This window comes from Mycobacterium hippophais, from assembly GCF_027529605.1.
GTDB classification, from domain to species: Bacteria; Actinomycetota; Actinomycetes; order Mycobacteriales; family Mycobacteriaceae; genus Mycobacterium; species Mycobacterium arseniciresistens.
In genome coordinates this window covers 317,998-344,405 of record NZ_JAPZPY010000004.1, presented here as the reverse complement: position 1 = coordinate 344,405, position 26,408 = coordinate 317,998, and the positions used below count along the sequence as shown (strand labels likewise).

The following is a 26,408-nucleotide window of genomic DNA, read 5'->3' as shown; positions in this document are numbered from 1 at the left end:
CCTAGTAGTCGGCCTCGGCGGTGAGGATCTCGGCGAGGAAGGCGTCATCGCCGGGCTGCGCCAGCCGTCGCCGGGCCACCGCCCTGGCCCGGTCCCGGGTCTCCCGCGTCTCGTTCGCCGCGACGGTCGGGCCATCTGCCCCCACCGACACCACCGTCGGCTGCCAGTCGTGGTCCCACGCCGCACCGGCCGACAATGCGATGCCGGTGCCGTCGTACAGCGGCACCGCCGCGTGGCCGTCCGCGTCGAGTGCACCCGTGCCCGACACGTGCCCCGACGACACGCGCACCGGCAGGCCCGCCGGAGAGGCCGCTCCCAGCAGCGCGGTCTGCACCTCGGCACGAACCTGCTCGGCGGGTGGTCCGTCGCTGCTCACAGTCCAGTACACCGAGTCCTCGGCCGCGTCGAAGACCCAGGGCGGCACCGCACTCCAGACGATCGGGCCGACACCACGGGCGATCACACCGGCGCCCGCACCACGGGTGTCGGCGCCGGCCACCAGCGCGTAATCGTCGCGACCGCCCGCGGGCACCGCGATGTCCGCGGCGGGCAACGGCCATTCGAGTCCCGCCACCCCGAGGTCCTCGGCGAGTTCGGCGCAGCGGGCCACGATGTCGAGCACCCGCGGGTCGCCCTGGCGCGCCAGCGCGGCGAGCTCGCCGACGTGGGGCGCCAGCAGTTCGGCGGCGTCGCTGTCGACGGTGTCATCGGTGAAGTAGTCCTCGGCCGCCGCGGTGAGCAGGGCGATCTCGGCGTCGAGCAGCGCACGGTCGAGGCCGGCGATCCCGTCGAGCCTGCTGGCCGGCCACCACCGGCGCAGCCAGTGCCCCACCGCCAATCGCCGCAACGGCGCCACCGCCGCCGCGGGCATGTCCGCCTCGGCCACCTCGAGCAGTGCGCCGTCGTCGGCACGGCCGGCCGCGGCCGCCAGCAGCGCCGCATGCCCGCTGTCGCCGACCACCCGCCACAGCCAGTCGGCGCGCGTCACGTCGGTGAACGCGACGTGCGCCGCTGCGCCCGGCTCGTCGACCGGCCAGGACAACACCGCACCGCTCACCTCGAGCACCGCGGTCAGCGGCGTGGCGACCGCTGGTGATCCGGTGCTCCAGAGCCCCTCTCCGGCAACGAGTCTCATGCGGCTGCCTGCACTTCCAGCATGGCCTTGATGCGCTGCCGGTGGTCGAGGCTGACCGACCTGGCCACGCCTTCGAGCAGGGCCCGCACGTCGTCGACGTCCTCGCACGGTTCCTGCCAGACGTCACGCCCGTGCAGCCGAGCCCACAACCGGCTGAGATAGGGCCGGGCGAACGTAGCGAGGTCGTCGACCACCTGCTGCTGGCGCGGGTGCAGCGGCGCGGTGTCCAGCAGGCAGCGCCGGGCGTGCAGCACGTAGGCCTCCCTGCGCAGCCGGGCCTGGATCTGCGCGGCCAGGTCGTATCGCGTGGCAGCGGCGTCGTGCAGTGGCGACAGTTGCATCGCGATCTCGATCCCGGCCACCAGCGCGGCCTGTTTGTCCTCGGCCATCAGACCCCATGGCGCGCAGGCGCGGTCGACCTCCTCGGCGCACAGCAGCGGGATGTCGGGCAGTTCGTCGCGGTCCAGCGCCCGCCGCAGCGTGGCGCGCACGCGGTCGAGCACCGTGCGGTCCAGCGGCCGGTCGCTGCCGGGGTCCCCGCCGACCTGGGGCGGGCGCTGCGGAACCGACGACGACAGCCCGGCGTCGACGATCGACCAGGGCAGGCCCGCCCCGTCGCCACGGGCCAGTGCGCCGAGGTTGTGCGGTGTCGCGTCGGCGATCAGCGCGGTCCAGACCCGCTGCCGCGCGGCCGCCGCGCGGTGCCCGTCGGCCGGCCCGAGCACGGTGGTCAACCCGCTGAGGAAGGGCCCGGTGATCGCGCCGTCGGCCCGGACGTCGGCCCAGCTGCGCTCGAGTTGCTGTGTCAGCCGGGCCACCACCCGCGGATCGGCGGCGAAGCGGTTGAGCACCTCGATGCCGGTCCGGTCGCGCTCGCCGTGCAGATCTGCCAGCACCGCGCTCGCGGCCTGCGCGTCGTCGGCCTGCGGTGCGCCTCGCGTGACGGCCAGCTCGAAGCAGACCGGGAAGTAGAGCTCCTGGGCGTTGCCCGCGGTGATGCGCAGCCGCCGCCGCTCGGCCTTGAGCAGTGCGAACCATGCGGCGGCCGCCCGCAGCCGGTCGGCGTGCCCGACGATCGCGTCGTGCATCGCGGCCGCGACGTCGTCGCTCACCACCGGGGCGGAGTATTCGGGATTGGCCCGCAGCCGCAGCACCAGCGGGTCGAGGATGCGTTTCACGGTGCGCCGCAACGGCCCGCCGTCGTCGCCGCTGAGCACCTCGACGCCGGGGCCGATCGCGCGCCATGCGCGGTCGACGACGGAGCGGCGCGGGTGCATCAGCGCCACCTGCGGCGGTCTCCGGGCTCGTGGTCATTGGCACAGGATAGGAGTTGTCGGCGGTGAGGGACAGCGCAGAAGTTGGGTTCGGTAGCGCGTGCGATGGCCCAACCTTCTAGGCATGTCCACGACGTTGTTGATTCCGAGCGTCGGCGCCGTCTGTGTCGCCATCGCTGCCATGCTGCTGCCATCCGGATCGCGCCGCCCCGCCGGCTGCCGCTGCACCGAGCCACCCTCGGAGTCCGAGGAGCGCCTCGTCACCGTCGACGAGATCGACACGGTCTGTGCGGCATTCGACCAGATGCTGATCGACAAGGGGCTGCTGACCACCGACCAGTTCGACACCATCCGGCGTGGCACCAGGTCCCGCGGCGTGGTGACGGCCATGCGCACCACCGGGGCGGCCCGCGAGGACTACCGCGAGGTGGAGCTCGACCTGATGGTCAGAAGGCGCGACGGCGGGCAGTTCCCGGTGCAGGAGACGACGTTGGTGCCCGCCAGCTCGCTGGACCGGGTCAGCCCGGGCAGTGTCATCGTCACCTACTACCGCGACGAGTCGTCGGTGGCGGTGTGCGTGCCACCGGCCTGACCCTCAACGGGTTCCGTCGACCGCGAAGGTGACCAGTGCGGCCCAGTACAGCGGGTGTGCGCCGGCGTCGCCGTTCCGCCAGCGCCGCATCTGTTCGCGCTGCCAGCGGTTCACCGCGCATCCGGCGGCGTCGTCCTGATGCGCACGGTCCACCGCGATGATCACCTCGGACATCGGATCCGTTGCGGCAGTGGTCTGGTCGGCCGTGAACTGGCGGTAGCCGCGCGTGGTCGGCAACGACCACAGCGTCGCCGTCACGGTCTGCGCGCCGCCGAGGACCATCGCGGCCACCAGTCCGGTCGCCTCGTCGAACCGGTAGTCGGCACCGGATGCGCACGCCAGCAGCGCCACTCGCGGCGGCAGCGGCAGTGCCGCGGCGATCATGTCGGCCGCGGTGAGCGGATGTGTCTCAGCCAGATGAAGGGCCGCTCGGTCGGCGCGGCCGCTGTCGTCGTCGGCGGCGGTGGCGTGGCCGACGAACACCAGTCGCCCGGGTTCGCGCCGCAGTTGTTCGGCCAGCCAGCGCCGATCGGCGTCGGTCCGGCGGAACAACTCCACGGCGCCTGCCACCTCGGGCAGCACCGGGCGCCGCCTCATCACATCGGCGAAGTGGGCGACGACGGGCATCTCGCCGGACGGCCGGCCCAGCACCGATCCCAGCGCGGAGTCCGGACGCTGGCCGGGCACCCGCGGGTCGAGGACCAGCAGCGCCGGGGCCTCGCGGCGGTCCTCCCAGCGAGCCGGGAACCGGGGCGCCGCCACGATGTTGGGTGGCACCGTCATCAGCACGTCGACGAGCTCCATCAGCCGGTGGCCCTCGGTGTGTTCGGCGATGTCGGTAAGCTGCCAGGGGATGCGCGCGGCCGTCGGCCCGGTCCGCGTCATCGCCTCCGACCGCGCGTGCACCAGCTCGCGCGCGGTCGGGCCCGACGTCGGCATCGCCAGCAGCCCCCACGGCACCCGCGCGAGCCGTGCGCTCGGGGACACGAACAGCGTTGCCCGCGGGTCTGATACGCACTCCCTGAGCAGCTGCCAGGCCGGCGCGGCGATCAGCAGCACGCCCAGGATGTAGGCGAGGGTCAGTTCGCCGTGCGGCGATGCGAACGGACTGTGCCGCACCGCGCGTTCGAGGGCGTCGCCTGCCGTCTCGCCGGGCCGGGCGTCCGGCAGCGCGTCCGCCAGCTCCTGAAGTGCGGCGAGCAGGATGGGCACCTCGACGACCCAGGTGACCGTCCTCTCGGATTGCCCGACGATGCGCAGGCTGGCATATGTCGCGATGCCGAGGTCGGCGAACCTCAGTACCAGCCGGGGTGGCCCGGTCACGGCCATGTGCGCCAGACCGGCTCGTCGGCGGTGACCGCGCGGCCGTACCGCTGCTGGGCGAGCGCGCGGTAGTGTTCGAGCACCGGTGCCGCGCCCGGCTCCATGACGAGCGGCGGCAGCGGACCCAGGCGCAGCAGCGGATCACCGTCCTGCGCCGGCGGCTGACCGCCCCCCGCCACCAGAGCGGGCGTGTCGACGTCGTCGAGCGGCACCGCCACGGTCGCCGCGTCGGGCATCCCGGATCCACCGGCCGCATCCACGGCGACGGTGAACGCGCCCCGCGCGCTGTGGTATTCGATCAGCTCACTGAGCAGGGCGGTGTTCTCCCACTCCCAGACCACGGCGAAGGCACCGGCCAGCATCGGCGCCGACACGGTGGAGGCCCATCGGTTGCGGGCGTCGGGGTCGGTGAGTGCGTACCGCACCGAGTCGACCGCCAGCGCGGCAGGCAGTTTCAGCTCGGCGGCCTGCTCCAGCTTCATCACGGCGCTGCGCTGCCGGTCGGCCGGTGCGTCGGCGTCGATGACGCCGAGTGAGGCGACGTGGCGCTTCTCGACCTCCTCCAAAGTCTCGTCCGGGTCGCCCGCGGCGTCGAAGCCGAGGTCGGCGAGCGCGTCGGCCCGCCAGACCGTGCCCAGGTGGTCGTCCAGGCGGGCGTACTGCAGCCAGCTGCTCCGGTTCGACGCGTCGAGCCACTCGCGGGCCTGCGCCACCAGCTCAACGGCCTCGGCGTAGCGGCCCCAGAAGATCGGTATCCAGCTGCGCTGCAGTATGATCCGATGGATGCGCAGCGGCCTGCCCGATTCCCGCCAGTGCTGCTCTGCCCGCGTCCAGCAGTCGTCGGCGACCGCCAGCTCCCCGAGCGCCATGCGGGCGAATCCGTAGTAGAGCAGGCACCGCGCGACATCATCGGCATGGGCGTGTTCGGCGAGCACCGGCTGGGCCTCGCCGATCAGTTGTTCGGTGGCCTCGTGATCACCGGCCGCCCATGCGGCTGCGGCACGCTCGAGAACCGTTCTCGCCGAAGCCAATCGCCACCCCCGGGACTGCGCTCTGGCTCCGGCCCGCTGCAGCCATGGCTCGGCCTCCGGCAGCCGCCCGGTCTCGACACAGAACCGTCCGTAGCCGGTGCCACCGGTGACCAGCAGGTGATCGGCCGTCTCGCCGTCACCGGGCCGCGCGATCGCCTCGAGGACCCGTTCCCACAGCGGAATGGACCGCGCGTGCAGGTCGTCGTCGCACAGCGCTGCGGCACACAGCATCAGTGCGCGGGCGCGGAGGTATGCGAACTCGTCGGCGAGCTCCGGATCGCCGGTCGCGAAGCTCTCCTCGCCGGATCCGGCGAGGAACTCCTCGAGCTGCGCCGCGGCGCGCTCGTGCTCGCCTGCCGCCGCCGCCAGTCCGATGTCGAGGTACCGGGCGCGCCGGGTGTAGCGCAGCGTCATCCGGCGGATGTCGGCGTCGGCCAGCGCCACCGGGACGTCCGGTCCGGTGCCTGCGAGGATCGCCGAATAGACGGCCAGACAGTCCCGGATCCGGCGCACGCATTCGGTCACACCGTCGTCGGCGCCGCGGACCTGGTAGATCTCCCCCAGCTGGGCGAACACCTCGAGCATCAGGTCGTCGCGGTCGGCGCGCTCGATGTCGGGCATCAACGACAGCAACAGATCGCGGGCCGCCGCCTCGTCTCCCGCGAAGGTGAGCGAGCGGGCCCGCGCCAGACCGGCGCCGATGGTCACGGTCGAATCATAGGGAAGCGGCGGGCGCGCCAGGCCGAATGGCCCAGCACGCCCGCCGCCGCGGTGCGGACGGATCAGCTGCACGTCACCGTGACGCTGAACGGCTTGGAGATCATTCCGGCCATCGGGTTCTTCATGTCGGCGCCGCTGGCCTCGCCGCTGACGGTGTAGGTGTCGCCGTCGACCTTCACCTCCGCCGAGCCGACCTTGGCGCCCATCATGTTGTTGACGGCCAGCGCGTTCCCGTCGACCACCAGGCCGAGGGTCTCGACCTTCGGGGTGGCCTCGTCGGTCATCACGATGCCCAGGCCCTGCTGGCCGCCCACGGCGCCGCTGCCCACAGTGATCTTGCCGCCCTGCTTGACGCAGGTGACCGAGTTGGTGTCCAGACCGGCGAGGTCGTTGCCGTCGACCTTCACCTCGGTGCTGCCACCGTTGCTCACCTGCGTGCCCGGCGCGGCGGCCGGCTTGTCGTCCGAGCAGCCCACCAGGACGGCGGTGGCTGCGGCCAGACCGATCACAACAGCGACAACTCGCTTCATTGTTTTCTCCCTCATTCGCGCGCCGCCCCGATGGCGTCGTCGTGGCACAAGTGAAATCCGGCCGGACGGCTACCGATCCCAACTACCGCGGGCCGTCGGCGTCGCCGAGTACGGTGACCACCATGTCCGACGAATCCACCCCCGAGCCGGAAACCGCTGCCCCGCCGCCGCCTCCGCCGCCGGCAGAGGCCCTCGACACCGGCTACACGCCGGGCGGTGTGCCGACATTCGACGCGGTGCGCGAGAAGATCGAGAACCGCTTCGGCACATCGGTCGGCGCCTCCGAGTTGGCAGCCGAGACCCCCGAGGGCCGCGCGGCCGACGAACTCTACGAGGAGCGTCAGCGGGCCGCCGCCGAGCGACTGGCTCAGATCCGGGAGTCGATGCGCTCCGAAACCGACTGACGCGCGAACACCCCGCGACCGCCGATATCGCGTTTTCACGCAGGCGTCAATGGTGGCAAACATCTGTATCGGCGCCGTAGCGGCTCTATCATCTGTTCAGACCCGCGGGAGGAGCGTCATGGCCGAAGCGCAGCTAAACTCATCGCGGATTCTCGAAGTGAGCATGGGCTTCTTTACCGCCAAGACCCTGCTGTCAGCGGTGGAGTTGGGTCTGTTCACCGAACTGGCCCACGACGCGCTGACCGGCCGCGAGATCGGTACCCGACTCGACCTGCACGAGCGAGCCATCTACGACTTCCTCGACGGGCTCGTGGCAATGGGCTTCCTCGAGCGGGACGGCGAGGGCCCGAGTGCCCGGTATCGCAACGGCGATGAGGCCGCCGCCTTCCTCGACCGGAATCAGCCGACGTATGTCGGCGGCCTGCTCGAGATGTTCAACTCGCGGCTGTACGGATTCTGGGGCGACCTCACCACAGCCCTGAGAACCGGAAAGCCGCAGAACGAGTTGAAGCACACCGGATCGTCGATGTTCGCCGAGGTCTACAGCGACGAAGCCCGACTCGAGCAATTCCTGTATGCGATGGCCGGTATCTCTTTGGACTCTGCGAACGCACTCGCCGATCGATTCGACTTCGCGAAGTACACGAGCGTTTGCGACGTGGGCGGCGCGACGGGCCAGGTGTCCATGACGCTCGCCGAGCGCCATCCTCATCTGCGCTGCACGTCCTTCGACCTGCCGGTAGTGGCTCCCATTGCCGAAAAGGCCTTGGCTGCAGCAGGATTGACCGACCGGGTGACCATCGCCTCCGGTGACTTCTTCACCGATCAGCTGCCCCGCGCCGACGTCGTCGTGATGGGACGCATACTGCACGACTGGAACCTCGAGCAGAAGATGCACCTGATCCGCGCCGCCTACGACGCGCTGCCCGCCGGCGGCGCACTCGTGGTGATCGAATCGCTGATCGACGACGCCCGGCGTACGAACACCGTCGGGCTCATGATGTCGCTGAACATGCTCATCGAATTCGGCGACGCGTTCGACTACACGGGAGCCGATTTCACCGGTTGGTGCCGCGATGTCGGCTTCGACTCGGTCGAGATCCTGCCGCTGACGCCCGCGATGAGCGCGGCGATCGCCTACAAGTGAACGGTCCGCGGACGACATAAGACAGGATCGATCTGTGCGCTCGTTCACCCTCGCCGAGCGGCGGGCCAGATTGGCGCGGCGACACTTCCTCTGTCCCGGCGCCGCTGCGGCATCCGGCGCCGACGTCGCGGCCCGGCTGGTCGGACTGCACGGCACCGACCCGGCCACCCCGTACCTCTCCCTGTGGGCCCGGGTTCCCGGATTCGCCGCCACCGACCTGCAGCGCGACCTCTACGACGAGCGGACGCTGGTCAAGCACCTCGCGATGCGCCGGACGTTGTGGGTGATCCGCGCGACCGACCTGCCCGCGGTGCAGTCCGCGGCCAGCGACCGGGTGGCCGCCACGGAGCGCAGGCGGTTGATCGCCGACGCCGACAAGGCGGGGCTTGCACCCGACGGCGAAACCTGGCTCGACACCGCCTGCGCCGCGGCGCTGGCCCACCTCGAAGAACACGGCGCCACCAGTGCGCGCGACCTGCGAACCGCCCTGCCCGAGCTGGCGGGCAGGTACGAGTACGCGCCGGACCGACCGTGGGGCGGTGAGAGCCCGCTGGCGCCAAGGGTTCTCACGGTGCTCGGTGTCCGTGGCGACATCGTCCGCGGACCCAACGACGGCGGGTGGACGGTCAGCAGGCCGCGGTGGGCGCCGACAACGGACTGGCTGGGCACCGTCGGCGACCCCGTCGCGCCCGGCCCGGCGGCCGCGCAGCTGGTGCGGCGCTGGCTGTACGCATTCGGGCCCGCGACGCTGACCGACGTCAAGTGGTGGTTCGGCAACACCCTGACGTGGGCGCGCGCCGCGTTGCGCGACATCGGGGCGGTAGAAGTGCGGCTCGAAGACGGCGGCGACGACGACGCCACCGGCTGGGTGCTCCCCGACGACCTCGAACCCGAACCCGCGGCGCAGCCCTGGGCCGCGCTGCTGCCCAGCCTCGACGTCACCCCGATGGGGTGGTTCGACCGAACCTGGTACCTCGGCGAACACCGCCCCCACGTGTTCGACAGCAACGGCAACGCCGGCCCCACCGCATGGTGGAACGGCCGCATCGTCGGCGGATGGGGCCAGGACCCCGGCGGCCGGGTGGTGTTGCATCTCCTCGACGACCTCGGCCGTGACGGCCGCCGTGCCCTCGACCGCCGGGCCGCCGAACTGACGGAGTGGCTGGACGGCGTCCGGGTCAGCCCACGGTTCCCGTCGCCACTCGGCAGAGCCAGTCGCAGCGAAGCCGGGTTCAGTCCCACTACCAGCCGGTAACCTACGGTCTCGTAGACGAGGAGGTCTCGACGTGAACCATGTGTCGATCGCCATCATCGGCAGCGGCTTCTCAGGACTCGGCGCGGCGATCCGGCTCGACGAGGCCGGACATCGCGACTTCCTGGTGTTCGAGCGCGGCAACGACGTCGGCGGAACCTGGCGGGACAACACATATCCGGGCGCTGCATGCGATGTCCCGTCGCACCTGTACTCGTACTCGTTCGCCCTCAACCCCGACTGGACGCGGTCGTTCTCCACCCAGCCGGAGATCGAGGACTACCTGCGCGGCGTCGCGCAGCGCGCGAACGTTCTCGACCGGCACGTCTTCGGATGCGAGGTGCGCCGGACGGCGTGGAACCCCGAGAAATCGCACTGGGAACTGGCGACCGCCAAGGGCGGGTACACCGCGGACATCCTGATCGCGGGATTCGGTTCGCTCGCCGAGCCGTCGCTGCCTGCAATCCCGGGCATCGAGTCCTTCGCGGAGGCGGGTGGCGATCTGTTCCACTCCGCTCAGTGGGATCACGACACCGATCTCGCAGGCAAACGCGTCGCGGTCATCGGCACCGGCGCGTCGGCCATCCAGATCGTGCCTGCGATCGTCGACCGGGTCACCCACCTCGATGTCTATCAGCGCACGGCGCCGTGGCTGCTGCCGCGCTTCGACCGCGCCTTCACGGCGCCCGAACGATGGGCGTTCCGCAACGTGCCGGGCTTTCTGCGGCTGGCCCGCGCGGGCATCTACGCCGGCCGCGAGACGCAGGTGGTCGGCCTGGCCAAGAACCCGAACCTGATGAAGGGTTTCGAGCTGCTCTCAAGGGCGAAGATCCGCCGCGAGATCAAGGACCCGGAGCTGCGGCGCAAGGTCACGCCGAACTTCCGGATCGGCTGCAAGCGCATGCTCATCTCGAACGACTGGTACCCCGCGCTCGACCGCGACCACGTCGACCTGATCACCGACGGCATCGAGGAGATCGACGGCCGCAGGATCGTCACCGCCGACGGCACCGTGCGCGAGGTCGACGCCCTGGTGGTGGCCACCGGCTTCCACGTCACCGACTCACCGATGTTCGACACCGTCTGCGGCGCCGATGGTGCGAGCCTGACCCAGAAGTTCGCCGACAAGGGGATGCGCGCCTACAAGGGCACCACCATCGCCGGATACCCGAACATGTTCGTGCTCGTCGGCCCCAACACGGGCCTCGGCCACAGCTCGATGGTCTACATGATCGAGTCGCAGATCAACTACGTCGTCGACGCCGTCACCACCATGCGCCGACGCGGACTTCGGACCGTCGAGGTCAAACAGCATGCGCTTGACAGTTACAACGACCGGCTGCAGAAGGCGCTGGACGGGTCGGTGTGGATGAACGGCAAGTGCGCGAGCTGGTACCTCGACGCGCACGGCAACAACACCACGCTGTGGCCGGACTTCACCTTCCGGTTCCGGCGCCAGACCCGGCGCTTCGACATCGACGCCTACGAGACCGCGCCCGCCTGAGGGCGGTCAGGCACTCACCTTGCGCCGCTTGCGGGTCGGCGCAGGCAGGTCGAGCATCTCGGCGAGGAAGTGGCCGGTGTAGCTGTCGCGGTTCACCGCGACGTCCTCGGGCGTCCCCTGCGCCACGACGGTCCCGCCGCCGGCACCGCCTTCTGGGCCCATGTCGATGATCCAGTCCGAGGTCTTGATGACGTCGAGGTTGTGCTCGATGACGATCACCGAATTGCCCTTGTCCACGAGGCCGTTGATGACCTTCAGCAGCTTCCGGATGTCCTCGAAGTGCAGCCCCGTGGTCGGCTCGTCGAGGATGTACACGGTGCGTCCGGTGGACCGCTTCTGCAGTTCGGCGGCCAGCTTGACCCGCTGCGCCTCACCACCGGAGAGGGTCGGCGCGGGCTGCCCAAGGCGCACGTAACCCAGGCCCACGTCGACCAGGGTCTTGAGGTACCGGTGGATCGAGCTGATCGGTTCGAAGAACTCCGACGCGTCCTCGATGGACATGTCGAGCACCTCGGAGACGGTCTTGCCCTTGTAGTGCACCTCGAGGGTCTCGCGGTTGTATCGGGCGCCGTGGCAGACCTCGCACGGCACGTAGACGTCGGGCAGGAAGTTCATCTCGATCTTGATCGTGCCGTCGCCCGAACACGCCTCGCAGCGGCCGCCCTTGACGTTGAACGAGAACCGGCCCGGCTGGTAGCCGCGGACCTTGGCCTCGGTGGTGGCCGCGAACAGGGTGCGGATCTTGTCGAACACGCCGGTGTAGGTGGCCGGGTTGGACCGCGGAGTCCGTCCGATCGGCGACTGATCGACCCGCACCAGCTTGTCGAGCTGGTCGACACCGTTGATCCGGGTGTGGCGGCCCGGCACCTGCCGGGCCCCGTTGAGCTTGTTGGCCAGCACCGAGGCAAGGATGTCGTTGACGAGCGTGGACTTCCCTGACCCCGAGACACCGGTGACCGAGGTGAGCACGCCGAGTGGGAACGACACGTCGATGTCGTGCAGGTTGTGCTCGCGAGCGCCGACGACGGTGAGCTGCCGCTTCCGGTCGATGGGCCGCCGCAGGGCCGGGACCTCGATGCTCTCCTTGCCCGACAGGTAGGCGCCGGTGAGCGATTCGGGGTTGTTGAGCAACTCCTCGTAGGACCCGCTGTGCACGATCCGGCCGCCGTGCTCCCCCGCGGCCGGGCCGATGTCCACCACCCAGTCGGCGTGCGCAATGGTGTCGAGGTCGTGCTCGACGACGATGAGGGTGTTGCCGAGACTCTTGAGCCGCAGCAGCGTGTCGATCAGCCGTCGGTTGTCGCGCTGATGCAGTCCGATCGACGGCTCGTCCAGCACGTAGAGCACGCCGACGAGGCCGGACCCGATCTGGGTGGCCAGCCGGATCCGCTGCGCCTCACCGCCGGACAGGGTGGCGGCCGCCCGTGACAGCGACAGGTAGTCCAGGCCGACGTCGAGCAGGAAGCCCAGCCGCGACTGGATCTCTTTGAGCACCTGCCCCGCGATGGCCTGCTCGCGATGCCCGAGGGTGAGCGCGTTGAGGAAGTCGGCGCATTCGCCGATCGACAGTTCCGCCACCTCGGCGATCGACTTCGCGCCGTGGTCGCCGGCGGCCATGGTGACGGCCAGGATCTCCGGCTTGAGCCGGGTGCCCTCGCAGACCGGACACGGCACGTCGCGCATGAAGCCCTCGTAGCGCTCCTTCATCTGCTCCGAGTCGGTCTGCTCCATCCGGCGCTGCAGGAACGCCATCACGCCCTCGAAGTCGGCGTAGTAGGACCGGGTGCGGCCGTACCGATTTCGGTACCGGACGTGCACCTGCTCGTCGCAGCCCTCGAGGATGGCCCGGCGCGCCTTGGCGGGCAGCTTCTTCCACGGGGTGTCGACGTCGAATCCCATCGACTCGCCGAGACCGGCCAGCATCCGGGTGAAGTACTCGGCCGTCTGCCCCATCGACCACGGCGCGATCGCGCCCTCGGCGAGAGTCATGTCCGGGTCGGGGATGACCAGGTCGGGGTCGACCTCCTTGCGGATGCCCAGGCCGGTGCACTCCGGGCAGGCGCCGTAGGGCGAGTTGAACGAGAACGATCGCGGCTCGAGGTCGTCGACGGCGAGCGGGTGCCCGTTCGGGCAGGCCAGCTTCTCCGAGAAGCGCTGCTCGCGGTGCGGATGGTCGTCGTCGCGGTCGACGAACTCCAGCACCAGGATGCCGTCGGCGAGGCCGAGCGCCGTCTCCACCGAATCGGTGAGCCGCTGCTTGGCGGTGGCCTTGACGGTGAGCCGGTCGACCACCACCTCGATGTCGTGCTTCTCCTGCTTCTTCAGCTTCGGCGGATCGGTCAGCGGATACACCACGCCGTCGACCCGCACCCTGCTGTAGCCCTGCGTGTTCAGCTTGTCGAACAGGTCGACGAACTCGCCCTTGCGGGTGCGCACCACCGGGGCCAGCACCTGGAACCGCAGCCCCTCGTCCATCGCGAGCACCTGGTCGACGATCTGCTGGGGCGTCTGGCGGGCGATGCGCTCGCCGCAGACCGGGCAGTGCGGGGTGCCGGCGCGCGCGTAGAGCAGCCGCAGGTAGTCGTACACCTCGGTGATGGTGCCGACGGTCGACCGCGGGTTGCGGTTGGTGGACTTCTGGTCGATCGACACCGCGGGCGACAGACCCTCGATGAAGTCGACGTCCGGCTTGTCCATCTGGCCGAGGAACTGGCGTGCGTAGGCGGACAGCGACTCGACGTAGCGGCGCTGGCCCTCGGCGAAGATGGTGTCGAACGCCAGCGACGACTTGCCCGAGCCGGACAGCCCGGTGAAGACAATGAGGGCGTCGCGCGGCAGGTCAAGGTCGACGCTTCGCAGGTTGTGCTCGCGAGCACCCTTGACGATCAGGCGGTCAGCCAACTGATTTCTCTCCCGTTCCGTCTGTGTCGCGGACCCACATGACACAGCTCGTGTCCATGCTATGTGCCCGGTCCGACAACCCGCCGGGACGGCGGCCGGCGGTCGGATACCGTGGCGGACATGACTGCCATCGACGACAACTACACCGGTCACGTGGAACCACAGACCGCCGCCAAGCGCACGCTGCCCGGCGCCACGATCATCAAGATGTCGGTGGGCCCGATGGACAACAACTGCTACCTCATCACGTGTTCCCAGACCGGCGAGTCGCTACTCATCGACGCCGCCAACGACGCCGATCTGCTGACCGAACTCGTGGAGATGCAGGCACCCAACCTGTCGCTGATCGTCACCAGTCACCAGCACTTCGACCACTGGCAGGCGCTGTCCGACCTGGTCGACATCACCGGCGCGCCCACCGCGGCGCACCGGCTGGACGCCGAGCCGCTGCCGGTCCGGCCGGACCGCTTGATCGACGGCGGCGACACCATCGAGATCGGCGAGCTCACCTTCGACGTGATCCACCTGCGCGGACACACGCCGGGCTCGGTGGCGCTGGCGCTGAGCGGGCCCGCGGCGGGCGACAGCGTGCAGCTGTTCACCGGTGACTGCCTGTTCCCCGGCGGGGTGGGCAAGACGTGGCAACCCGGCGACTTCGAGCAGCTCCTCGGCGACGTCACCAGCCGGGTGTTCGACGTCTACCCCGACACCACCACCGTGTACCCCGGCCACGGCGACGACACCGTGCTCGGCGCCGAGCGGCCGCACCTCGGCGAATGGCGCGAACGTGGCTGGTAGGCCGGTCCCGGACCGGCCGCTCGCCGGTCAGGAATCGGTCTGGGACTATCCGCGGCCGCCGCGGCTCGAGCAGTTCCCGGGCCGGATCACCGTCGAGCTCGGCGGCGAGACCGTCGCGTCCACCAACCGCGGCTGGCGGGTGCTCGAGACCAGCCATCCGCCGACGTACTACCTGCCCGCCGATGACTTCCGGCCCGGTGCGCTGCGGGACGCCGACGGCGCCTCGAGGTGCGAGTGGAAGGGCCGCGCCCGGTACTACGACGTGATCGGCGGCGACCGGGTGGCGCCGCGTGCGGCGTGGACCTACCCCGAACCGACCGCGGGGTTCCGCGCCCTCGCAGGCGCGGTCGCGGTGATGGCGGCGCAGATGGACCGCTGCACCGTCGACGGCGAGGAGGTGCTGCCGCAGCCCGGCGGCTTCTACGGCGGCTGGATCACCAGCCGGGTGGCCGGCCCGTTCAAGGGTGTGCCCGGGTCGATGGGCTGGTAGGCGCGTCAGGCAGGCGGGGTCCAGGCGACCGGCAGGCGCTTGATGCCGTGCACGAACGCCGACCTCAGGATCGCCGGCTCCTCGGTGGCGACGATGTCGGGCACCTGGCGGTGCAGTTCGCCGAAGAGCATCCGAACCTCGCGGCGCGCCAGGTTCGCGCCGAGGCAGAAGTGGGCGCCGCCCGCGCCGTAGCCGATGTGATGGTTCGGCGAACGGGTGACGTCGAAGTACCACGGGTTGTCGAAGACCCGTTCGTCGCGGTTGGCCGAGCAGTACCACATGGACACCTTGTCGCCGGCCCGCATCTGCACGCCGCTCATCTCGACGTCGCGGGTCAGGTTGCGCCGCATGTACATGATCGGCGAGCCCCAGCGCACGATCTCCTCGACCGCGGTCGGCGCGACGGCGTCGAAATCAGACCACCACGTGCGGCGCTGGTCCGGATAGCGCGTGAGCGCCACCATGCCGTGGCTGATCGCGTTGCGCGTGGTCTCGTTGCCCGCCGCGCACAGCAGGATGAAGAACGAGGCGATCTCCGTCGACGACAACCGCTCGCCGTTGACCTCCGCCAGCACGAGATTGGTGGTCAGGTCGTCGGCGGGCCGCGCTCTCCGGTCCTCGGCGAGCTGCATCCCGTAGCCGGCCAATTCGGTGGCCACCGCCACGATCTCGTCGAAGTCCCCGGACGCCTCGTCGTCGCCGATCCCCATGATCACCGACGTCCAGTGGAAGACCTTCTCCTCGTCCTCGTCCGGGATCCCCATCATGTCGCAGATGATCTGCAGCGGCAGCGGTGCGGCCACCTCGGCGACGAAGTCGGCGCTGCCGTCGGGGTGCGCGGCGATCATGTCGTCGATCAGGCGGCGGGCCCGCTCCGCCACGCTGGCCTCGATCCTCGCCAGCATCTTCGGTGTGAAGGCCCGGTTGACGATCGACCGCAGGCGCTGATGGCGCGGGTCGTCCAGCGTGATCATCGAGCCGAAGAACTCCGAGACCTCCGGCGCCTGGTCGCCCAGCGACGTGCTCGTCGGACTGGAGCTGAACAGGTCGGGGTGGCGGCTGGCGTGGTGCACGTCGGCATGCGAGGTCAGCGCCCAGTGCCCGGCGCCGGTGGGAAACCCGGGGAACTGCGGAGCCTCGAAGAACGTGATCGGCGACTCGCGACGCAGGGTGGCGAAGGCGCCGTCGCGGCGGTCGTCATCCCACGCCCAGAAATCGAGGGATCCGAGGTCGATGTCGCGCAACGGCACGTCGGGTGGCGGAGCACCGTTCTCACGCGGAGAAAGGCCGATCGGGCGGACCGTAGACGTCATCATTGACCTCCTCGACAACCCGATTGTCACACGGGGAGGCGGCCCCTAGGGGGTGGTGTGCACAATCAGCACATCGGTCTTCGACCGGCGTGCGACGTTGGCGGGCACCGATCCGAGAAGCCGGCCGGCGATGGTGCTCAGGCCGACGTTGCCGACGACGAGCAGATCGGCGTTGACCTCTTCGGCGAGTTCGACCAGGGCGTCGACGGGGGCGCCGACGATGGCCTTCTCCTCGATGTTCTCCGCGCCTGCGGCCTTCGCACGGTCGCGCGCCTCACGCAGGATGGCGTAGATGGGGGCGTTGCCCGACATCTTGTAGCCCTCGTCCTTGAGCACGTCCGCGGCGCGCTGGTCTTCGCTCTGCGGGAAGTACGCCGTCGACACGATCAGCTTCGCACCCGACCCGGCGGCGATCTGGCCGGCGCGGTCCACCGCGCGCAACGAGGAATCCGAACCGTCGGTGCCGACCACCACGGTCTGATAGGCGCTCATCCATGTCCTCCAAGTGTCAGTTGCATCGCCGCCACCCGAGACAGTAACCCGCGCCGCCGTGGAATCGGTGCGATTCACGACACCCGGCAATGGCGTCCGGTCCCGGCAACAGCCGTTCTACCGGCACTGATGTTAGTCACCCGGCGTTGCGCGCCGCTTCCCACGGTGACCAACGAGACCCATGCCACTGCCGCTGCGGCGAACTCGCACCGGCGGCCCGGACGTGATCCAGGTCATCACAACGTGTTTCAGGTCTCCCGGTGGCGCGGATCGAAATTCGACGAGGGCGCCTCCCCGACGTGGACGGCAAAGTCGGTGTCGGAGAACGTGTAGCGGTACCACGGTTCGTCATCGCAGCGTCCCAGTTGGGGCCGCAGGTTGCTGAACGCCCCGTAGACCACCTTGTGAGGGCTGGCCGTTGTACTGCTGGAGGATCTCCTTCCAGGTTCGCGGCGCCGCGCGGATGAAGTCGGCCATGTCCGCGGTCAGGTCCTCCTCCGACATCACCACGACCCCGGGTGGCGGATCGCCGAGTTCGAACACGGTGCTCCGGTCGAAATGCGAAGGGGCCGTTGACCGACGCGCTCTTGCGCATCGCCTCGGCCACCTCGAGCTCGAGTGCGGCGGGCCGGTTGACGTCGATCAACTCGCCGCGGTTCCTCAGTGCGTCGAGGAACTCCCGGAAATCCTGGAACGGCATCGAGCGGTGCCCCATTCCTGTCGCCCCGAATCCCCAGCAAAGACAGACAGGGCCTTGCTGGGAGGCCGCGGCGGGTGGGCACTTTCGGTGGGTATGCGCAGTCGCCGCCGTGCCGGGCGAAGCACCGGAGCGGGACGGACGGGCGAACGGGAATCCGCCGGGTTACGGTTTTGCCGGTTGTCGAGAGGGTAGCGAGTCGAGCGCGTGGATCTGTCACTGAAACCGGAGCGTCGTGAGGACGCCCGTCGCGCACTGCGGGCCGGACGGTTCGACCCCCTGGTGGTGGCGCTGTTCACCGCCGTGGTGAGCGCTGCGGGCGCCGCCCGGCCGTCGCTGTGGTTCGACGAGGCGGCGACGATCTCTGCCGCGACGCGGCCGGTGACGGATCTGTGGCGACTGCTGCACAACATCGATGCGGTGCACGGCCTCTACTACCTGATCATGCACGGGTGGTTCGCGGTGTTCCCGGCGACCGAGTTCTGGATCCGGTTCTCCAGCTGCCTGGCCGTGGCGGGCGCGGCGGCGGGCGTCGTGGTGCTCGGCAGGCAGTTCTCCGGCCGGACCACAGCGGTCAGCGCGGGCATCTGTTTCGCGATCCTGCCGCGCGTCACATGGGCGGGGATCGAGGGCCGGTCCTACGCGTTGTCGGCACTCGCCGCGGTCTGGGTGAGCGTGCTGCTCGTCGCCGCCGTCCGCCGCAGGCGCCGCTCGTGGTGGGCGTTCTACACCGGCGTGCTGATCGTGTGCATGGTGCTCAACGTGTTCATGGTGTTGCTCGCGCTGGTGCACGCGGTGCTGTTGGCCGTGCTAGCACCCCGGCGGGCCGCGGTCCTCGGCTGGCTGGCCGCGACTGCGGTGTCGCTGCTCGCGGTGACACCGTTCCTGCTGTACTGCCGGACGCAGATCATCCAGGTGCGGTGGATCGCCCCGTTGAGCCTCGACACCGTGGTCGAGATCGCCGAGGAACAGTACTTCGACCACAGCGTGGCGTTCGCGGTGCTCGCCGGTCTCACCCTCGCGGCCGCGGTGGTGCTACGGCGGACCCGGGCGATGACCGGCGGCGACCGGCGGCTGGCCGTCCTCACCGCCGCGTGGATCGCGCTGCCGACCGCGGTGCTGGTGGCTTATTCGGCGCTGGCCGGACCGATCTACTACCCGCGCTACCTGACCTTCACGGCGCCCGCGATGGCGCTGCTGCTCGGTGTGTGTGTCACCACCGTCGCCCGCAGCCGCGAGCGGATCTCCGCCTGGCTCGCGGTGTTCGCTCTGGCCGCCACACCGAACTACCTATTCGTCCAGCGTGGGCCGTACGCCAAGGAGGGTATGGACTTCAGCCACGTCGCCGACGTCATCTCCGCGCACGCACAGCCGGGCGACTGCCTGGTGCTGGACAACACCACCGACTGGAAGCCGGGCCCGATCCGGCCGCTGACGGCGGCGCGTCCGGCGGCCTACGCGGAGCTGGTAGATCCCGGCCGCGGCCGGCGCGCGGCCGAGCGGGGTTGGCTGTGGGACTCCCATCTCGGTATCCGCGGCGTCGCCGACCGCATCCAGGAGTGCACCGTGCTGTGGACGGTGTCCGAGCGCGACGAGACGGTGCCCGACCGCGAATCCGGGACGACGCTGGACCCGGGGCCGCGGCTCGGCAATGCACCGGCCTACCGGGTGCCTGAACGAATGGGCTTCCACGTCGTGGAACGGTGGCAGTTCAGCTTCGCCCAGGTGACCAAGTCGACCAGGTAGCCCGATAGAACTCCGTGCAGGCGGGTAGTCCTGCCGACATGGCCGCTCGTCCGCCCGGCGCTCAGGAGTTCGTCCCCGCCACCGCCGATCTCGCGGTACTGGCCGATGCGGCCCAGGGCTGTAAGGGCTGCGATCTGTACCTCGACGCCACCCAGACCGTCTTCGGGGCGGGCAGCGCAGCGGCGACGATGATGCTGGTCGGCGAACAACCCGGGGACCAGGAGGACAGGGCGGGTGCGCCGTTCGTCGGCCCGGCGGGCAAGCTGCTCGACCGCGCGCTCGTCGCCGCCGGAATCGACCGCGAAGCCGTCTATGTGACCAACGCCGTCAAGCACTTCAAGTTCACGCTGCCCGAGCGGGGCACGCGCCGGATCCACAAGACGCCGAGCCGCACCGAGGTGGTGGCCTGCCGCCCGTGGCTGATCACCGAGCTGGACGCCATCGAGCCCGACGTGGTGGTGCTGCTCGGCGCGACAGCAGCAAAATCATTGATGGGCAACGACTTTCGCGTCACCGCCCACCGCGGCGAGGTGCTGCGCCTGCCGCCGTCGACCACCGGCCTGGACTTCGACCCGCAGGTCGTGGCCACCGTGCACCCGTCATCGGTGCTGCGGGGCCCGCCGGAGGACCGGGAGAAGGCGTTCGACGGCCTGTCCGCCGACCTGCGGGTGGCCGCCGGGCTCGGTCAGCCGCGGCCGAAGTAGACCTCCTGGGTCACTGTGCAGAGCAGCTCGCCGCCGCGATTGAACATCGTCGCCGTGGCCAGCCCACGGCCGTCGATGCCGCTGGGCGACACCTGGTCGGACAGGATCCAGTCGGACAGCCGCGGCGGCCGGTGGAACCACATCGCGTGGTCGATCAACGCGTTGAACACGCTGGTCTGCGTGGTGCGCCGCATCGTCATCGTGGTCTCGAGCACGGTGGTGCCCGAGACGTAGACGAGCAGTGCGGTGTGGATCAGCGGGTCTGCGCCTGCCAGCACGGCTGCGTCGCCGACGGGGCGCCACCACATCCGGATGCGCGGCGACGGCTCGGGGAGGTCGAGTGCGAGTCGCGGCGGGGGGTCGGCGTAGCGCAACTCGAACGGCTGCGGACGCACCCAGTAGCCGCCCACCTCCTCGGCGTAGGGCCGCAGCTGCTCCTGGATCGGCGTCAGGTCGTCGGGCGCGGGAACCTCGGGCAGCGGCTGGTGGTACTCCAGGCCGTCCACCGGTGTGGTGAAGGAGGCGAGCGCCTCGAGCAGCACCTGGCCGTCCTGGCGGCCCGTCAGCCGACGGGTGGCAAGCGTGCCGCCGTCGCGCAACCGGCTCACCTCGAACTCGACCGGATGGCGGGCGTCCCCCGCACGCAGCAGAAAGACGTGGAAGCTGTGCGGCAACCGGCCGGGAGTCGTCCGTCCGGCGGCGACCAGCGCCTGCCCCGCGATGTGGCCACCCACGATGTGGTGGTGGGCGTTGTCGAGCTGCGTGGCGACGAACGCGTCCTCACCCACCTGCGTGACGTCAAGGGTGTCGACGATGTCGGCCAATTGCGGGGACTGCACCGGGGCATCATGCCCGACGCCGCGCGGCGTGGCTCACCACCGTCTCCCGGTCAGGCAAGATGACCACGTGGACGGACAGGGTCGCTGATGCGTGTCGATGACCGCATCTACCGGCTGCTGCAGTCGCCGATGCCGGTGTTGTCGCTGCGCACGATCGTGATCGTCGCCGCGGTGTCGGTGACCGCGCTGGTGATCACGCTCGGGGTGTGGGTGTGGGTCGGCGTCACCAACGACCAGTACAGCCAGCTGGACCGGCAGCTCGACTCCGTGAGCAGCCTGGGCGACATCAGCACGCTGCTCAACCCGCAGCCGCTGCCCACCGGGGGAACGATCCCGAACGGCACCCTGATCCGAACCGCCCGCATCAGCGGCGTCACGCTGTCGGTGCCCCGCGACACCGTGCTGCCCCAGCTGCCGGACGGCTACGCCGACACGACGATCGACGGCGTCGAGTACCGGGTGCGCACCTTCACGGCGGGGCCGGCGTCGATCGCCCTCGGCGCGCCGCTGGCCGAGACGCAGAAGCGGATCGATCAGCTGCACCTTCGGGTACTGCTCATCTGCGGCGGCGTCCTCACCGCCACCGTGGTCGTCGTCTGGGTGATGTGGCTGATCATGATCAACCCGTTCCGGCTGCTCGCCGAGCAGGCTCGGGCCATCAATGCGCAGTCGAATCCCGACGAGGTGCAGGTGCGCGGCGTGTGGGAAGCCGTCGAGATCGCCGAGGCGGTCGAGGGCATGCTGGCGCGCATCGGCGACGAGCAGGCGCGCACCAAGGCGGCGCTGGAGTCGGCGCGCGACTTCGCCGCGGTCGCCTCACACGAACTGCGGACACCGCTCACCGCGATGCGCACCAACCTCGAAGTGCTCGCCACGCTGAACATGACCGACGATCAGCGGGCGGAGGTCATCGGCGACGTCATCCGGACCCAGAGCCGCATCGAGTCCACGCTGACCGCCTTGGAACGGCTGGCACAGGGTCAGTTGATGACCGCAGCGGACCATGTGCCCGTCGACCTCACCGAACTCCTCGACCGGGCCGCCCACGACGCGGTGCGCAGCTACCCCGGCCTCGACGTGTCGCTGGTGCCGTCGGCGCCCGTGCACATCCTCGGGCTGCCCGCCGGACTGCGCCTGGTGGTCGACAACGCCATCGCCAATGCCGTCAAACACGGCAAGGCGACCGAGATCCGGTTGAGCGCACTACATTCCGGCGACAACGTGGAGGTCGCCATCGACGACAACGGCGCCGGCGTGCCCGAGCAGGAACGCACGCTGGTGTTCGAACGGTTCTCCCGCGGTTCGACCGCCTCGCGCTCGGGCTCCGGGCTCGGTCTCGCACTGGTCGCGCAGCAGGCCGAACTGCACGGCGGCACAGCCTCGTTGGAGACCAGCCCGATGGGTGGCGCCCGGCTGCTGCTCAAGCTGCCCGCGGTGCGCTGAAGCGAATCCGCGGAATCGGCCACGGGGCCACCTGACGGCGCTAACGTTCGCCGTGGCGTGGCCGTCCCACGCCGGGGAGGTTCCGCATGCCCGAGGACACCATCACCATCGGCGGTGTCGATCTCACCGACCCGGAGACCTACGCACACGGAATGCCCCACGAGGCGTTCGCCGCGCTGCGCCGACGCGCCCCGGTGGCCTGGCACCCGCACGGCGACAGCGGCTTCTGGGCGCTGACCGGCTATGACGAGGTGCGCGCGGTGTCGCGGGACAGCGCTACGTGGTCGTCGCAGACGGCCGGGGTGTTCTTCGACGTGCCCCCTCCCGAGAATCTCTACCAGCTGGAACTGATGATGCTGACCATGGATCCGCCGCGGCACACGTCGCTGCGCACACTGGTCAGCAAGGGCTTCACCCCGCGCCACGTCGCCCGGCTGAGCAGCCACCTGACCGACATGGCACGGCAGATCGTCGACGACGTGATCGAGCGTGGCGAGTGTGACTTCGTCGCCGACGTCGCCGGGGCGCTGCCGTCCTACGTCATCGCCGAGCTCCTCGGCATCCCGCTGGAGGACGGCCGCCGGTTGTATGCGCTCTCCGAGCAGATGAACACCGGGGACATGGGTCCCGCCGTCGAGCAGGCCCAGATGCAGGTCTTCGAGTACGCCAACGACCTCGCCGCCCGCAAGCGCGCCGAACCCGCCGACGACATCGCGACCGCACTGTTGCGAGCCGAGGTGGACGGTGAGCGCCTGACCGACTTCGAGTTCAACATGTTCTTCCTGCTGCTGCTGAACGCGGGCGGCGACACCACCCGCAACTTGATCGCCGCAGGAACTGTCGCGCTGCTGGAGCACCCGGACCAGCGGGCCCGGCTGATGGACGACCCGTCGCTGCTGCCGACCGCCATCGAGGAGATGCTGCGCTACACCAGTCCCGTCCTGGCGTTCACCCGGACCGCCACCTGTGACACCGAGTTGGGTGGCATCCCGATGCCCGCCGGCGGGCGGGTCGCGATGTTCTACCCGTCGGCCAACCGCGACGAGGGACACTTCGACGATCCGGACCGCTTCGACGTCGGCCGCACGCCGAATACGCACCTGGCCTTCGGCGGTGGCGGCACGCACTTCTGCCTCGGCGCCAACCTCGCCCGCGTGGAGGCCGCCGCGATCTTCCCCGAGGTGCTCACCCGGATGGCCGGCCTCGAGTTGGCCGGACCGGTCGAGCGCGTGCGATCGGTGCTGATGAACGGGATCAAGTCGATGCCCGTCCGCTTCACCCCGGCCGCGGTCGCGGTGTGAAGAAGCTGCTCGAGATCTTCCTCCGGCATTTCGAATTCCTCTACGCGGATCCGCGGTACCGGTTCACCGACTCGCGGACCCATGCGCCGAACGCCTCGCTGACCGTTTCGGGGCCCGACGTGACGTGGTGGATCACCCTCGACCGGGGACAGCTGGAGCTGTCCGTGGCACCGACCCGTCTTCCCGGCGACAGCTTCTGGATCTCGTTGATCAGGCAGTACGTGCGGGGCGACGACGACATCCGCTACCTGTCCGCCGGCGACGAAATCGATTGGGCGCGAGAGAACGTCGGACAGATCGAACGGCTGTTCTCGGAGGCCTCCGACGTCGAGGCCGTCACGCACACGCTCGCGGATCTGCGCCGGGAGAATGGGGAGAAACGCTGGGGGCCCGCGGCGTCGACGTAGCGACGACGAGCTGCGCTTCACTCGGAGCGGATGACGGGATTCGAACCCGTGTAAACGGCTTTGCAGGCCGGTGCCTAGCCACTCAGCCACACCCGCGATGGTCTCCACCATGTCAGCCGCCGCACCGCTGCGCCAGGGTTTCGATCACCGTGATCGGCGGTCGGCGCGGCGCACCCGGCCCGACTGCGGGTGCAGCTAATTTGGTCGGCATGGAGGCGTGGCTGGCGGCCGGTGACCCGTTCTTCGGCGGTCCTGGTCAGGGCCCCCGCCAAATCGTGGAACTGTTCGTCGCGTTCGGCCTGACCGCACTCATCGGCGTGGAACGCGAGATCCAGGGTAAGAGCGCGGGGCTGCGCACCCAGACCATCGTCGGGACCGCCGCGGCGCTGATCCTGTTGGTGAGCAAGTACGGGTTCCTCGATGTCGTGGTGCCCGGCACGGTCGAGGTGGACCCGTCGCGGGTCGCGGCTCAGATCGTCTCGGGCATCGGATTTCTCGGGGCCGGCATCATCATCTTCCGCCGCGGCTCGGTGCACGGCCTGACCACCGCGGCTGCGGTGTGGGAGTCGGCTGCGATCGGCATGGCTGCCGGCGCAGGCCTCCTGCTTCTCGCCTGCACAGTCACGGCCATGCACTTCCTGATCGTGCTCGGGTTCATGCCCCTGACGCGCCGCCTCGCGGCCCGGCTCAGCGGTTCGATCCGCCTGCACCTGACGTATGCGGAGGGCCGCAGTGTCATGCGCGAGGTGCTGGCCGCGTGCGACCGGCGCGGGTGGCAGCTCTCCGAGCTCGCCTCCGACACCGGCGGTGAGCCGCTCGGAGCGCCCGCGCACAGTGCCGGTGTGCTGTTGACGTTGTCCGGCAACGGCATCCTCTACGCGCCGACCGTGCTCGCCTCGATCGACGGTGTCACCTCGATCCGCCAACTCGAGGACGACCCCGACTAGGAATCGCGGCTCGCGCGATAGGAGGCGAGCAGTCCGACCGCGGCAAGGGCGGCGAACACGGCGAACAGCCATCGGGCCGCGGCGACGTCGCCGCCGTCGGCCATGTTCACCACCACGCCGGCCAGCCCGGCGCCGATGGCACCCGAGACCAGCTGCACAGTGTTGATGGCCGCTGCGGCGGCACCGCTCTCGACGGGATCATCGTCCACCCCCATGATCCAGGCGGACAGATGCGGCCACGCCACCCCGACCCCCACACCGGCGACGAACAGGCCGACCGCCCACACCGCGATCACCGGCCAGCGCGGATCGTCGTCGACCGTGAGTGCCGTCACCGCGAGCCCGACGGTCATCAGCAACGGCGCAACGGCGACCAGCCGGGCGGCCCGCCGTCCGTCGGCCGATGCGCTCATGATCTCCGAGGTGGTCCAGCCGATCGCCAGCACCGCGCCGAGGAATCCCGCCACGACCGGCGCCATGCCGGCGAGCCGCTGACCGAACAGCGGCACGTACATGTCGGCCATCGTGGCGGCCATCAGGATGCCGATCGTCAGGTACATCCACTTGAGCGGTCCGGGTCGGAACGCCGCGCGGGGCAGCACCCGGGCCTTGGCGCGGCGGTCGACGAACAGGAATGCGGCGATCAGCAGGACGCCGGCGGCGAGCATGCCCGCAGTCGCCGCGGGGTGGTGCTGTACTCCGGCGACGCTGATGGCCAGCGCCGCCGCGCCGAGCAGCAGCAGCGACCCCAGCGGAACACCGGTGCGCACGGACGGCGACTTCTCGCCGGTGTCGGGTAGCGCGATCGGCACGAGCACCATCATCGCCACGGCCAGGATCGCCAATGAACCGAAGGCCCAACGCCAGAGCCCGAATTGGGCGAACAGGCCACCCATCGACGGACCGATGATCACGCTGACACCCCACATGGCGGACACCAGCGCCGACGCCCGTGTCCACAGCCAGCTCGGCAGCGCGGCGTTGATCACCGCGTAGCCCAGACCGGCCAGCACGCCACCCGCCGCGCCCTGCAAGGTGCGGGCGACGAGCAGCAACTCCATCGACGGGGCGAGCGCGCAGCCCACAGTGCCCAGCGCGAAGAGGGGCAGGGTGACCAGATACGACGCCCGCGGTCCGAATCGCAGCAGCAGCGGGTTGACCGCCGTGGCCGCGACCACCGAACCCACCAGGTACACCGCAACCACCCAGGCGTAGAAGCGCTGCCCGCCGATGTCGGCGACGGTGCTGGGCAACAGGCTGATGGTGAGGAACTCGTTCGTCGCGTACAGCCCTACGCCGCCCGCGAGAAGCGTTGCAGTGCCGAGCCGTTCGCGGCCCAGAAGCGCGCGCCAAGTGCCGGCCGGGACGGTGGTCACGTCATTCACGTCCGCCACGCTAGGAGCTCAACCACCGTTGAG

24 protein-coding genes and 1 tRNA gene are annotated in these 26,408 nt (G+C 70.0%); 13 read left to right on the top strand and 12 right to left on the bottom strand.

Annotated features, from left to right (window positions below):
* Position 1: 1 nt before the first annotated feature.
* Complete coding sequence (locus tag O6P37_RS12970) at positions 2-1,135, bottom strand: hypothetical protein (protein ID WP_269894431.1); 1,134 nt, start codon at positions 1,133-1,135, stop codon at positions 2-4.
* A complete protein-coding gene (locus tag O6P37_RS12965; protein WP_269894430.1) occupies positions 1,132-2,412 on the bottom strand; it encodes a hypothetical protein in 1,281 nt (426 codons plus the stop codon). Before O6P37_RS12965 ends, O6P37_RS12970 begins: the two co-directional genes overlap by 4 nt.
* A 121-nt stretch (positions 2,413-2,533) precedes the next feature.
* Between O6P37_RS12965 and O6P37_RS12960 the strand changes: the two genes are divergently transcribed.
* Entirely contained in the window at positions 2,534-3,001 is a 468-nt protein-coding gene (locus O6P37_RS12960; RefSeq protein WP_332909787.1) for a hypothetical protein, read from the top strand.
* 3 nt (positions 3,002-3,004) lie between these two features.
* Here O6P37_RS12960 and O6P37_RS12955 read toward each other — a convergent pair whose 3' ends face one another.
* From O6P37_RS12955 to O6P37_RS12945, 3 genes are all read right to left on the bottom strand, one after another.
* Positions 3,005-4,330 carry a CHAT domain-containing protein gene (locus O6P37_RS12955; protein ID WP_269894429.1) on the bottom strand — a complete coding sequence of 442 codons (1,326 nt, stop codon included), beginning with the start codon at positions 4,328-4,330 and terminating at the stop codon, positions 3,005-3,007.
* A complete protein-coding gene (locus O6P37_RS12950; protein WP_269894428.1) occupies positions 4,321-6,063 on the bottom strand; it encodes a hypothetical protein in 1,743 nt (580 codons plus the stop codon). The genes O6P37_RS12955 and O6P37_RS12950 overlap by 10 nt, the downstream gene beginning before the upstream one ends.
* 74 nt (positions 6,064-6,137) lie before the next feature.
* Complete coding sequence (locus O6P37_RS12945; protein WP_269894427.1) at positions 6,138-6,605, bottom strand: lipoprotein LpqH; 468 nt, start codon at positions 6,603-6,605, stop codon at positions 6,138-6,140.
* A 122-nt stretch (positions 6,606-6,727) separates the two neighbouring features.
* Here O6P37_RS12945 and O6P37_RS12940 point away from each other — a divergent pair, with 122 nt between their 5' ends.
* From O6P37_RS12940 to O6P37_RS12925, 4 genes are all read left to right on the top strand, one after another.
* Positions 6,728-7,009 carry a hypothetical protein gene (locus O6P37_RS12940; RefSeq protein WP_269894426.1) on the top strand — a complete coding sequence of 94 codons (282 nt, stop codon included), beginning with the start codon at positions 6,728-6,730 and terminating at the stop codon, positions 7,007-7,009.
* Between the two features lie 118 nt (positions 7,010-7,127).
* A complete protein-coding gene (locus O6P37_RS12935; RefSeq protein WP_269894498.1) occupies positions 7,128-8,156 on the top strand; it encodes a methyltransferase in 1,029 nt (342 codons plus the stop codon).
* 34 nt (positions 8,157-8,190) lie between these two features.
* The gene (locus O6P37_RS12930) at positions 8,191-9,411 is read left to right on the top strand and encodes a winged helix DNA-binding domain-containing protein (protein ID WP_269894425.1); all 1,221 of its coding nucleotides are present in this window, start codon (positions 8,191-8,193) and stop codon (positions 9,409-9,411) included.
* Positions 9,412-9,451: 40 nt separating this feature from the next.
* Positions 9,452-10,912 (top strand): flavin-containing monooxygenase, encoded by a 1,461-nt coding sequence (locus O6P37_RS12925; RefSeq protein WP_269894497.1) that lies wholly within the window; start codon positions 9,452-9,454, stop codon positions 10,910-10,912.
* A gap of 6 nt (positions 10,913-10,918) precedes the next feature.
* Here O6P37_RS12925 and uvrA read toward each other — a convergent pair whose 3' ends face one another.
* Complete coding sequence (uvrA, locus tag O6P37_RS12920; RefSeq protein ID WP_269894424.1) at positions 10,919-13,813, bottom strand: excinuclease ABC subunit UvrA; 2,895 nt, start codon at positions 13,811-13,813, stop codon at positions 10,919-10,921.
* 120 nt (positions 13,814-13,933) lie between these two features.
* On the opposite strand from uvrA, the gene O6P37_RS12915 reads away from it, so the two are divergent.
* A complete protein-coding gene (locus tag O6P37_RS12915) occupies positions 13,934-14,611 on the top strand; it encodes an MBL fold metallo-hydrolase (RefSeq protein ID WP_269894423.1) in 678 nt (225 codons plus the stop codon).
* Entirely contained in the window at positions 14,601-15,101 is a 501-nt protein-coding gene (locus O6P37_RS12910; protein ID WP_269894422.1) for a DUF427 domain-containing protein, read from the top strand. Before O6P37_RS12915 ends, O6P37_RS12910 begins: the two co-directional genes overlap by 11 nt.
* 5 nt (positions 15,102-15,106) lie before the next feature.
* Here O6P37_RS12910 and O6P37_RS12905 read toward each other — a convergent pair whose 3' ends face one another.
* The 3 genes from O6P37_RS12905 to O6P37_RS12895 form a co-directional block, all read right to left on the bottom strand.
* Positions 15,107-16,414: a cytochrome P450 gene (locus O6P37_RS12905; protein ID WP_269894421.1), complete on the bottom strand. Its 1,308-nt coding sequence runs from the start codon at positions 16,412-16,414 to the stop codon at positions 15,107-15,109.
* Positions 16,415-16,459: 45 nt separating this feature from the next.
* Positions 16,460-16,906, bottom strand: a complete 447-nt coding sequence (locus tag O6P37_RS12900) for a universal stress protein (RefSeq protein ID WP_264013418.1) — start codon at positions 16,904-16,906, stop codon at positions 16,460-16,462.
* 348 nt (positions 16,907-17,254) lie between these two features.
* Positions 17,255-17,449, bottom strand: coding sequence for a hypothetical protein (locus tag O6P37_RS12895; RefSeq protein WP_269894420.1), 195 nt, complete (start codon positions 17,447-17,449; stop codon positions 17,255-17,257).
* A gap of 361 nt (positions 17,450-17,810) precedes the next feature.
* Here O6P37_RS12895 and O6P37_RS12890 point away from each other — a divergent pair, with 361 nt between their 5' ends.
* Complete coding sequence (locus O6P37_RS12890) at positions 17,811-19,349, top strand: glycosyltransferase family 39 protein (protein WP_269894419.1); 1,539 nt, start codon at positions 17,811-17,813, stop codon at positions 19,347-19,349.
* A 38-nt stretch (positions 19,350-19,387) separates the two neighbouring features.
* Positions 19,388-20,053: a UdgX family uracil-DNA binding protein gene (locus O6P37_RS12885; protein ID WP_269894418.1), complete on the top strand. Its 666-nt coding sequence runs from the start codon at positions 19,388-19,390 to the stop codon at positions 20,051-20,053.
* Here the strand turns inward: O6P37_RS12885 and O6P37_RS12880 are convergent.
* Entirely contained in the window at positions 20,035-20,892 is an 858-nt protein-coding gene (locus tag O6P37_RS12880; protein ID WP_269894417.1) for an acyl-CoA thioesterase, read from the bottom strand. The two genes, O6P37_RS12885 and O6P37_RS12880, sit on opposite strands and share 19 nt — an antisense overlap.
* An 87-nt stretch (positions 20,893-20,979) precedes the next feature.
* Between O6P37_RS12880 and O6P37_RS12875 the strand changes: the two genes are divergently transcribed.
* The 3 genes from O6P37_RS12875 (at position 20,980) to O6P37_RS12865 (ending at position 24,043) form a co-directional block, all read left to right on the top strand.
* Positions 20,980-22,335, top strand: coding sequence for a sensor histidine kinase (locus tag O6P37_RS12875; RefSeq protein ID WP_269894416.1), 1,356 nt, complete (start codon positions 20,980-20,982; stop codon positions 22,333-22,335).
* Positions 22,336-22,421: 86 nt separating this feature from the next.
* Positions 22,422-23,636, top strand: coding sequence for a cytochrome P450 (locus O6P37_RS12870; protein WP_269894415.1), 1,215 nt, complete (start codon positions 22,422-22,424; stop codon positions 23,634-23,636).
* Positions 23,633-24,043 (top strand): hypothetical protein, encoded by a 411-nt coding sequence (locus O6P37_RS12865; RefSeq protein ID WP_269894414.1) that lies wholly within the window; start codon positions 23,633-23,635, stop codon positions 24,041-24,043. Before O6P37_RS12870 ends, O6P37_RS12865 begins: the two co-directional genes overlap by 4 nt.
* 25 nt (positions 24,044-24,068) lie before the next feature.
* Here the strand turns inward: O6P37_RS12865 and O6P37_RS12860 are convergent.
* Positions 24,069-24,139: transfer RNA gene (locus O6P37_RS12860), tRNA-Cys, on the bottom strand.
* A gap of 113 nt (positions 24,140-24,252) precedes the next feature.
* Here O6P37_RS12860 and O6P37_RS12855 point away from each other — a divergent pair.
* Positions 24,253-24,990: an MgtC/SapB family protein gene (locus O6P37_RS12855; RefSeq protein ID WP_269894413.1), complete on the top strand. Its 738-nt coding sequence runs from the start codon at positions 24,253-24,255 to the stop codon at positions 24,988-24,990.
* Here O6P37_RS12855 and O6P37_RS12850 read toward each other — a convergent pair.
* Positions 24,987-26,375, bottom strand: a complete 1,389-nt coding sequence (locus O6P37_RS12850) for an MFS transporter (RefSeq protein ID WP_269894412.1) — start codon at positions 26,373-26,375, stop codon at positions 24,987-24,989. The two genes, O6P37_RS12855 and O6P37_RS12850, sit on opposite strands and share 4 nt — an antisense overlap.
* Positions 26,376-26,408: the final 33 nt, after the last annotated feature.

Bases quoted from the DNA above. Each gene is read 5' to 3' on its own strand.
- O6P37_RS12970 (WP_269894431.1), bottom strand. From the start codon at position 1,135: ATGAGACTCGTTGCCGGAGAGGGGCTCTGGAGCACCGGATCACCAGCG.
- O6P37_RS12965 (WP_269894430.1), bottom strand. From the start codon at position 2,412: ATGCACCCGCGCCGCTCCGTCGTCGACCGCGCATGGCGCGCGATCGGC.
- O6P37_RS12960 (WP_332909787.1), top strand. From the start codon at position 2,534: ATGTCCACGACGTTGTTGATTCCGAGCGTCGGCGCCGTCTGTGTCGCC.
- O6P37_RS12955 (WP_269894429.1), bottom strand. From the start codon at position 4,330: ATGGCCGTGACCGGGCCACCCCGGCTGGTACTGAGGTTCGCCGACCTC.
- O6P37_RS12945 (WP_269894427.1), bottom strand. From the start codon at position 6,605: ATGAAGCGAGTTGTCGCTGTTGTGATCGGTCTGGCCGCAGCCACCGCC.
- O6P37_RS12940 (WP_269894426.1), top strand. From the start codon at position 6,728: ATGTCCGACGAATCCACCCCCGAGCCGGAAACCGCTGCCCCGCCGCCG.
- O6P37_RS12935 (WP_269894498.1), top strand. From the start codon at position 7,128: ATGGCCGAAGCGCAGCTAAACTCATCGCGGATTCTCGAAGTGAGCATG.
- O6P37_RS12915 (WP_269894423.1), top strand. From the start codon at position 13,934: ATGACTGCCATCGACGACAACTACACCGGTCACGTGGAACCACAGACC.
- O6P37_RS12905 (WP_269894421.1), bottom strand. From the start codon at position 16,414: ATGACGTCTACGGTCCGCCCGATCGGCCTTTCTCCGCGTGAGAACGGT.
- O6P37_RS12900 (WP_264013418.1), bottom strand. From the start codon at position 16,906: ATGAGCGCCTATCAGACCGTGGTGGTCGGCACCGACGGTTCGGATTCC.
- O6P37_RS12885 (WP_269894418.1), top strand. From the start codon at position 19,388: ATGGCCGCTCGTCCGCCCGGCGCTCAGGAGTTCGTCCCCGCCACCGCC.
- O6P37_RS12875 (WP_269894416.1), top strand. From the start codon at position 20,980: ATGCGTGTCGATGACCGCATCTACCGGCTGCTGCAGTCGCCGATGCCG.
- O6P37_RS12870 (WP_269894415.1), top strand. From the start codon at position 22,422: ATGCCCGAGGACACCATCACCATCGGCGGTGTCGATCTCACCGACCCG.
- O6P37_RS12855 (WP_269894413.1), top strand. From the start codon at position 24,253: ATGGAGGCGTGGCTGGCGGCCGGTGACCCGTTCTTCGGCGGTCCTGGT.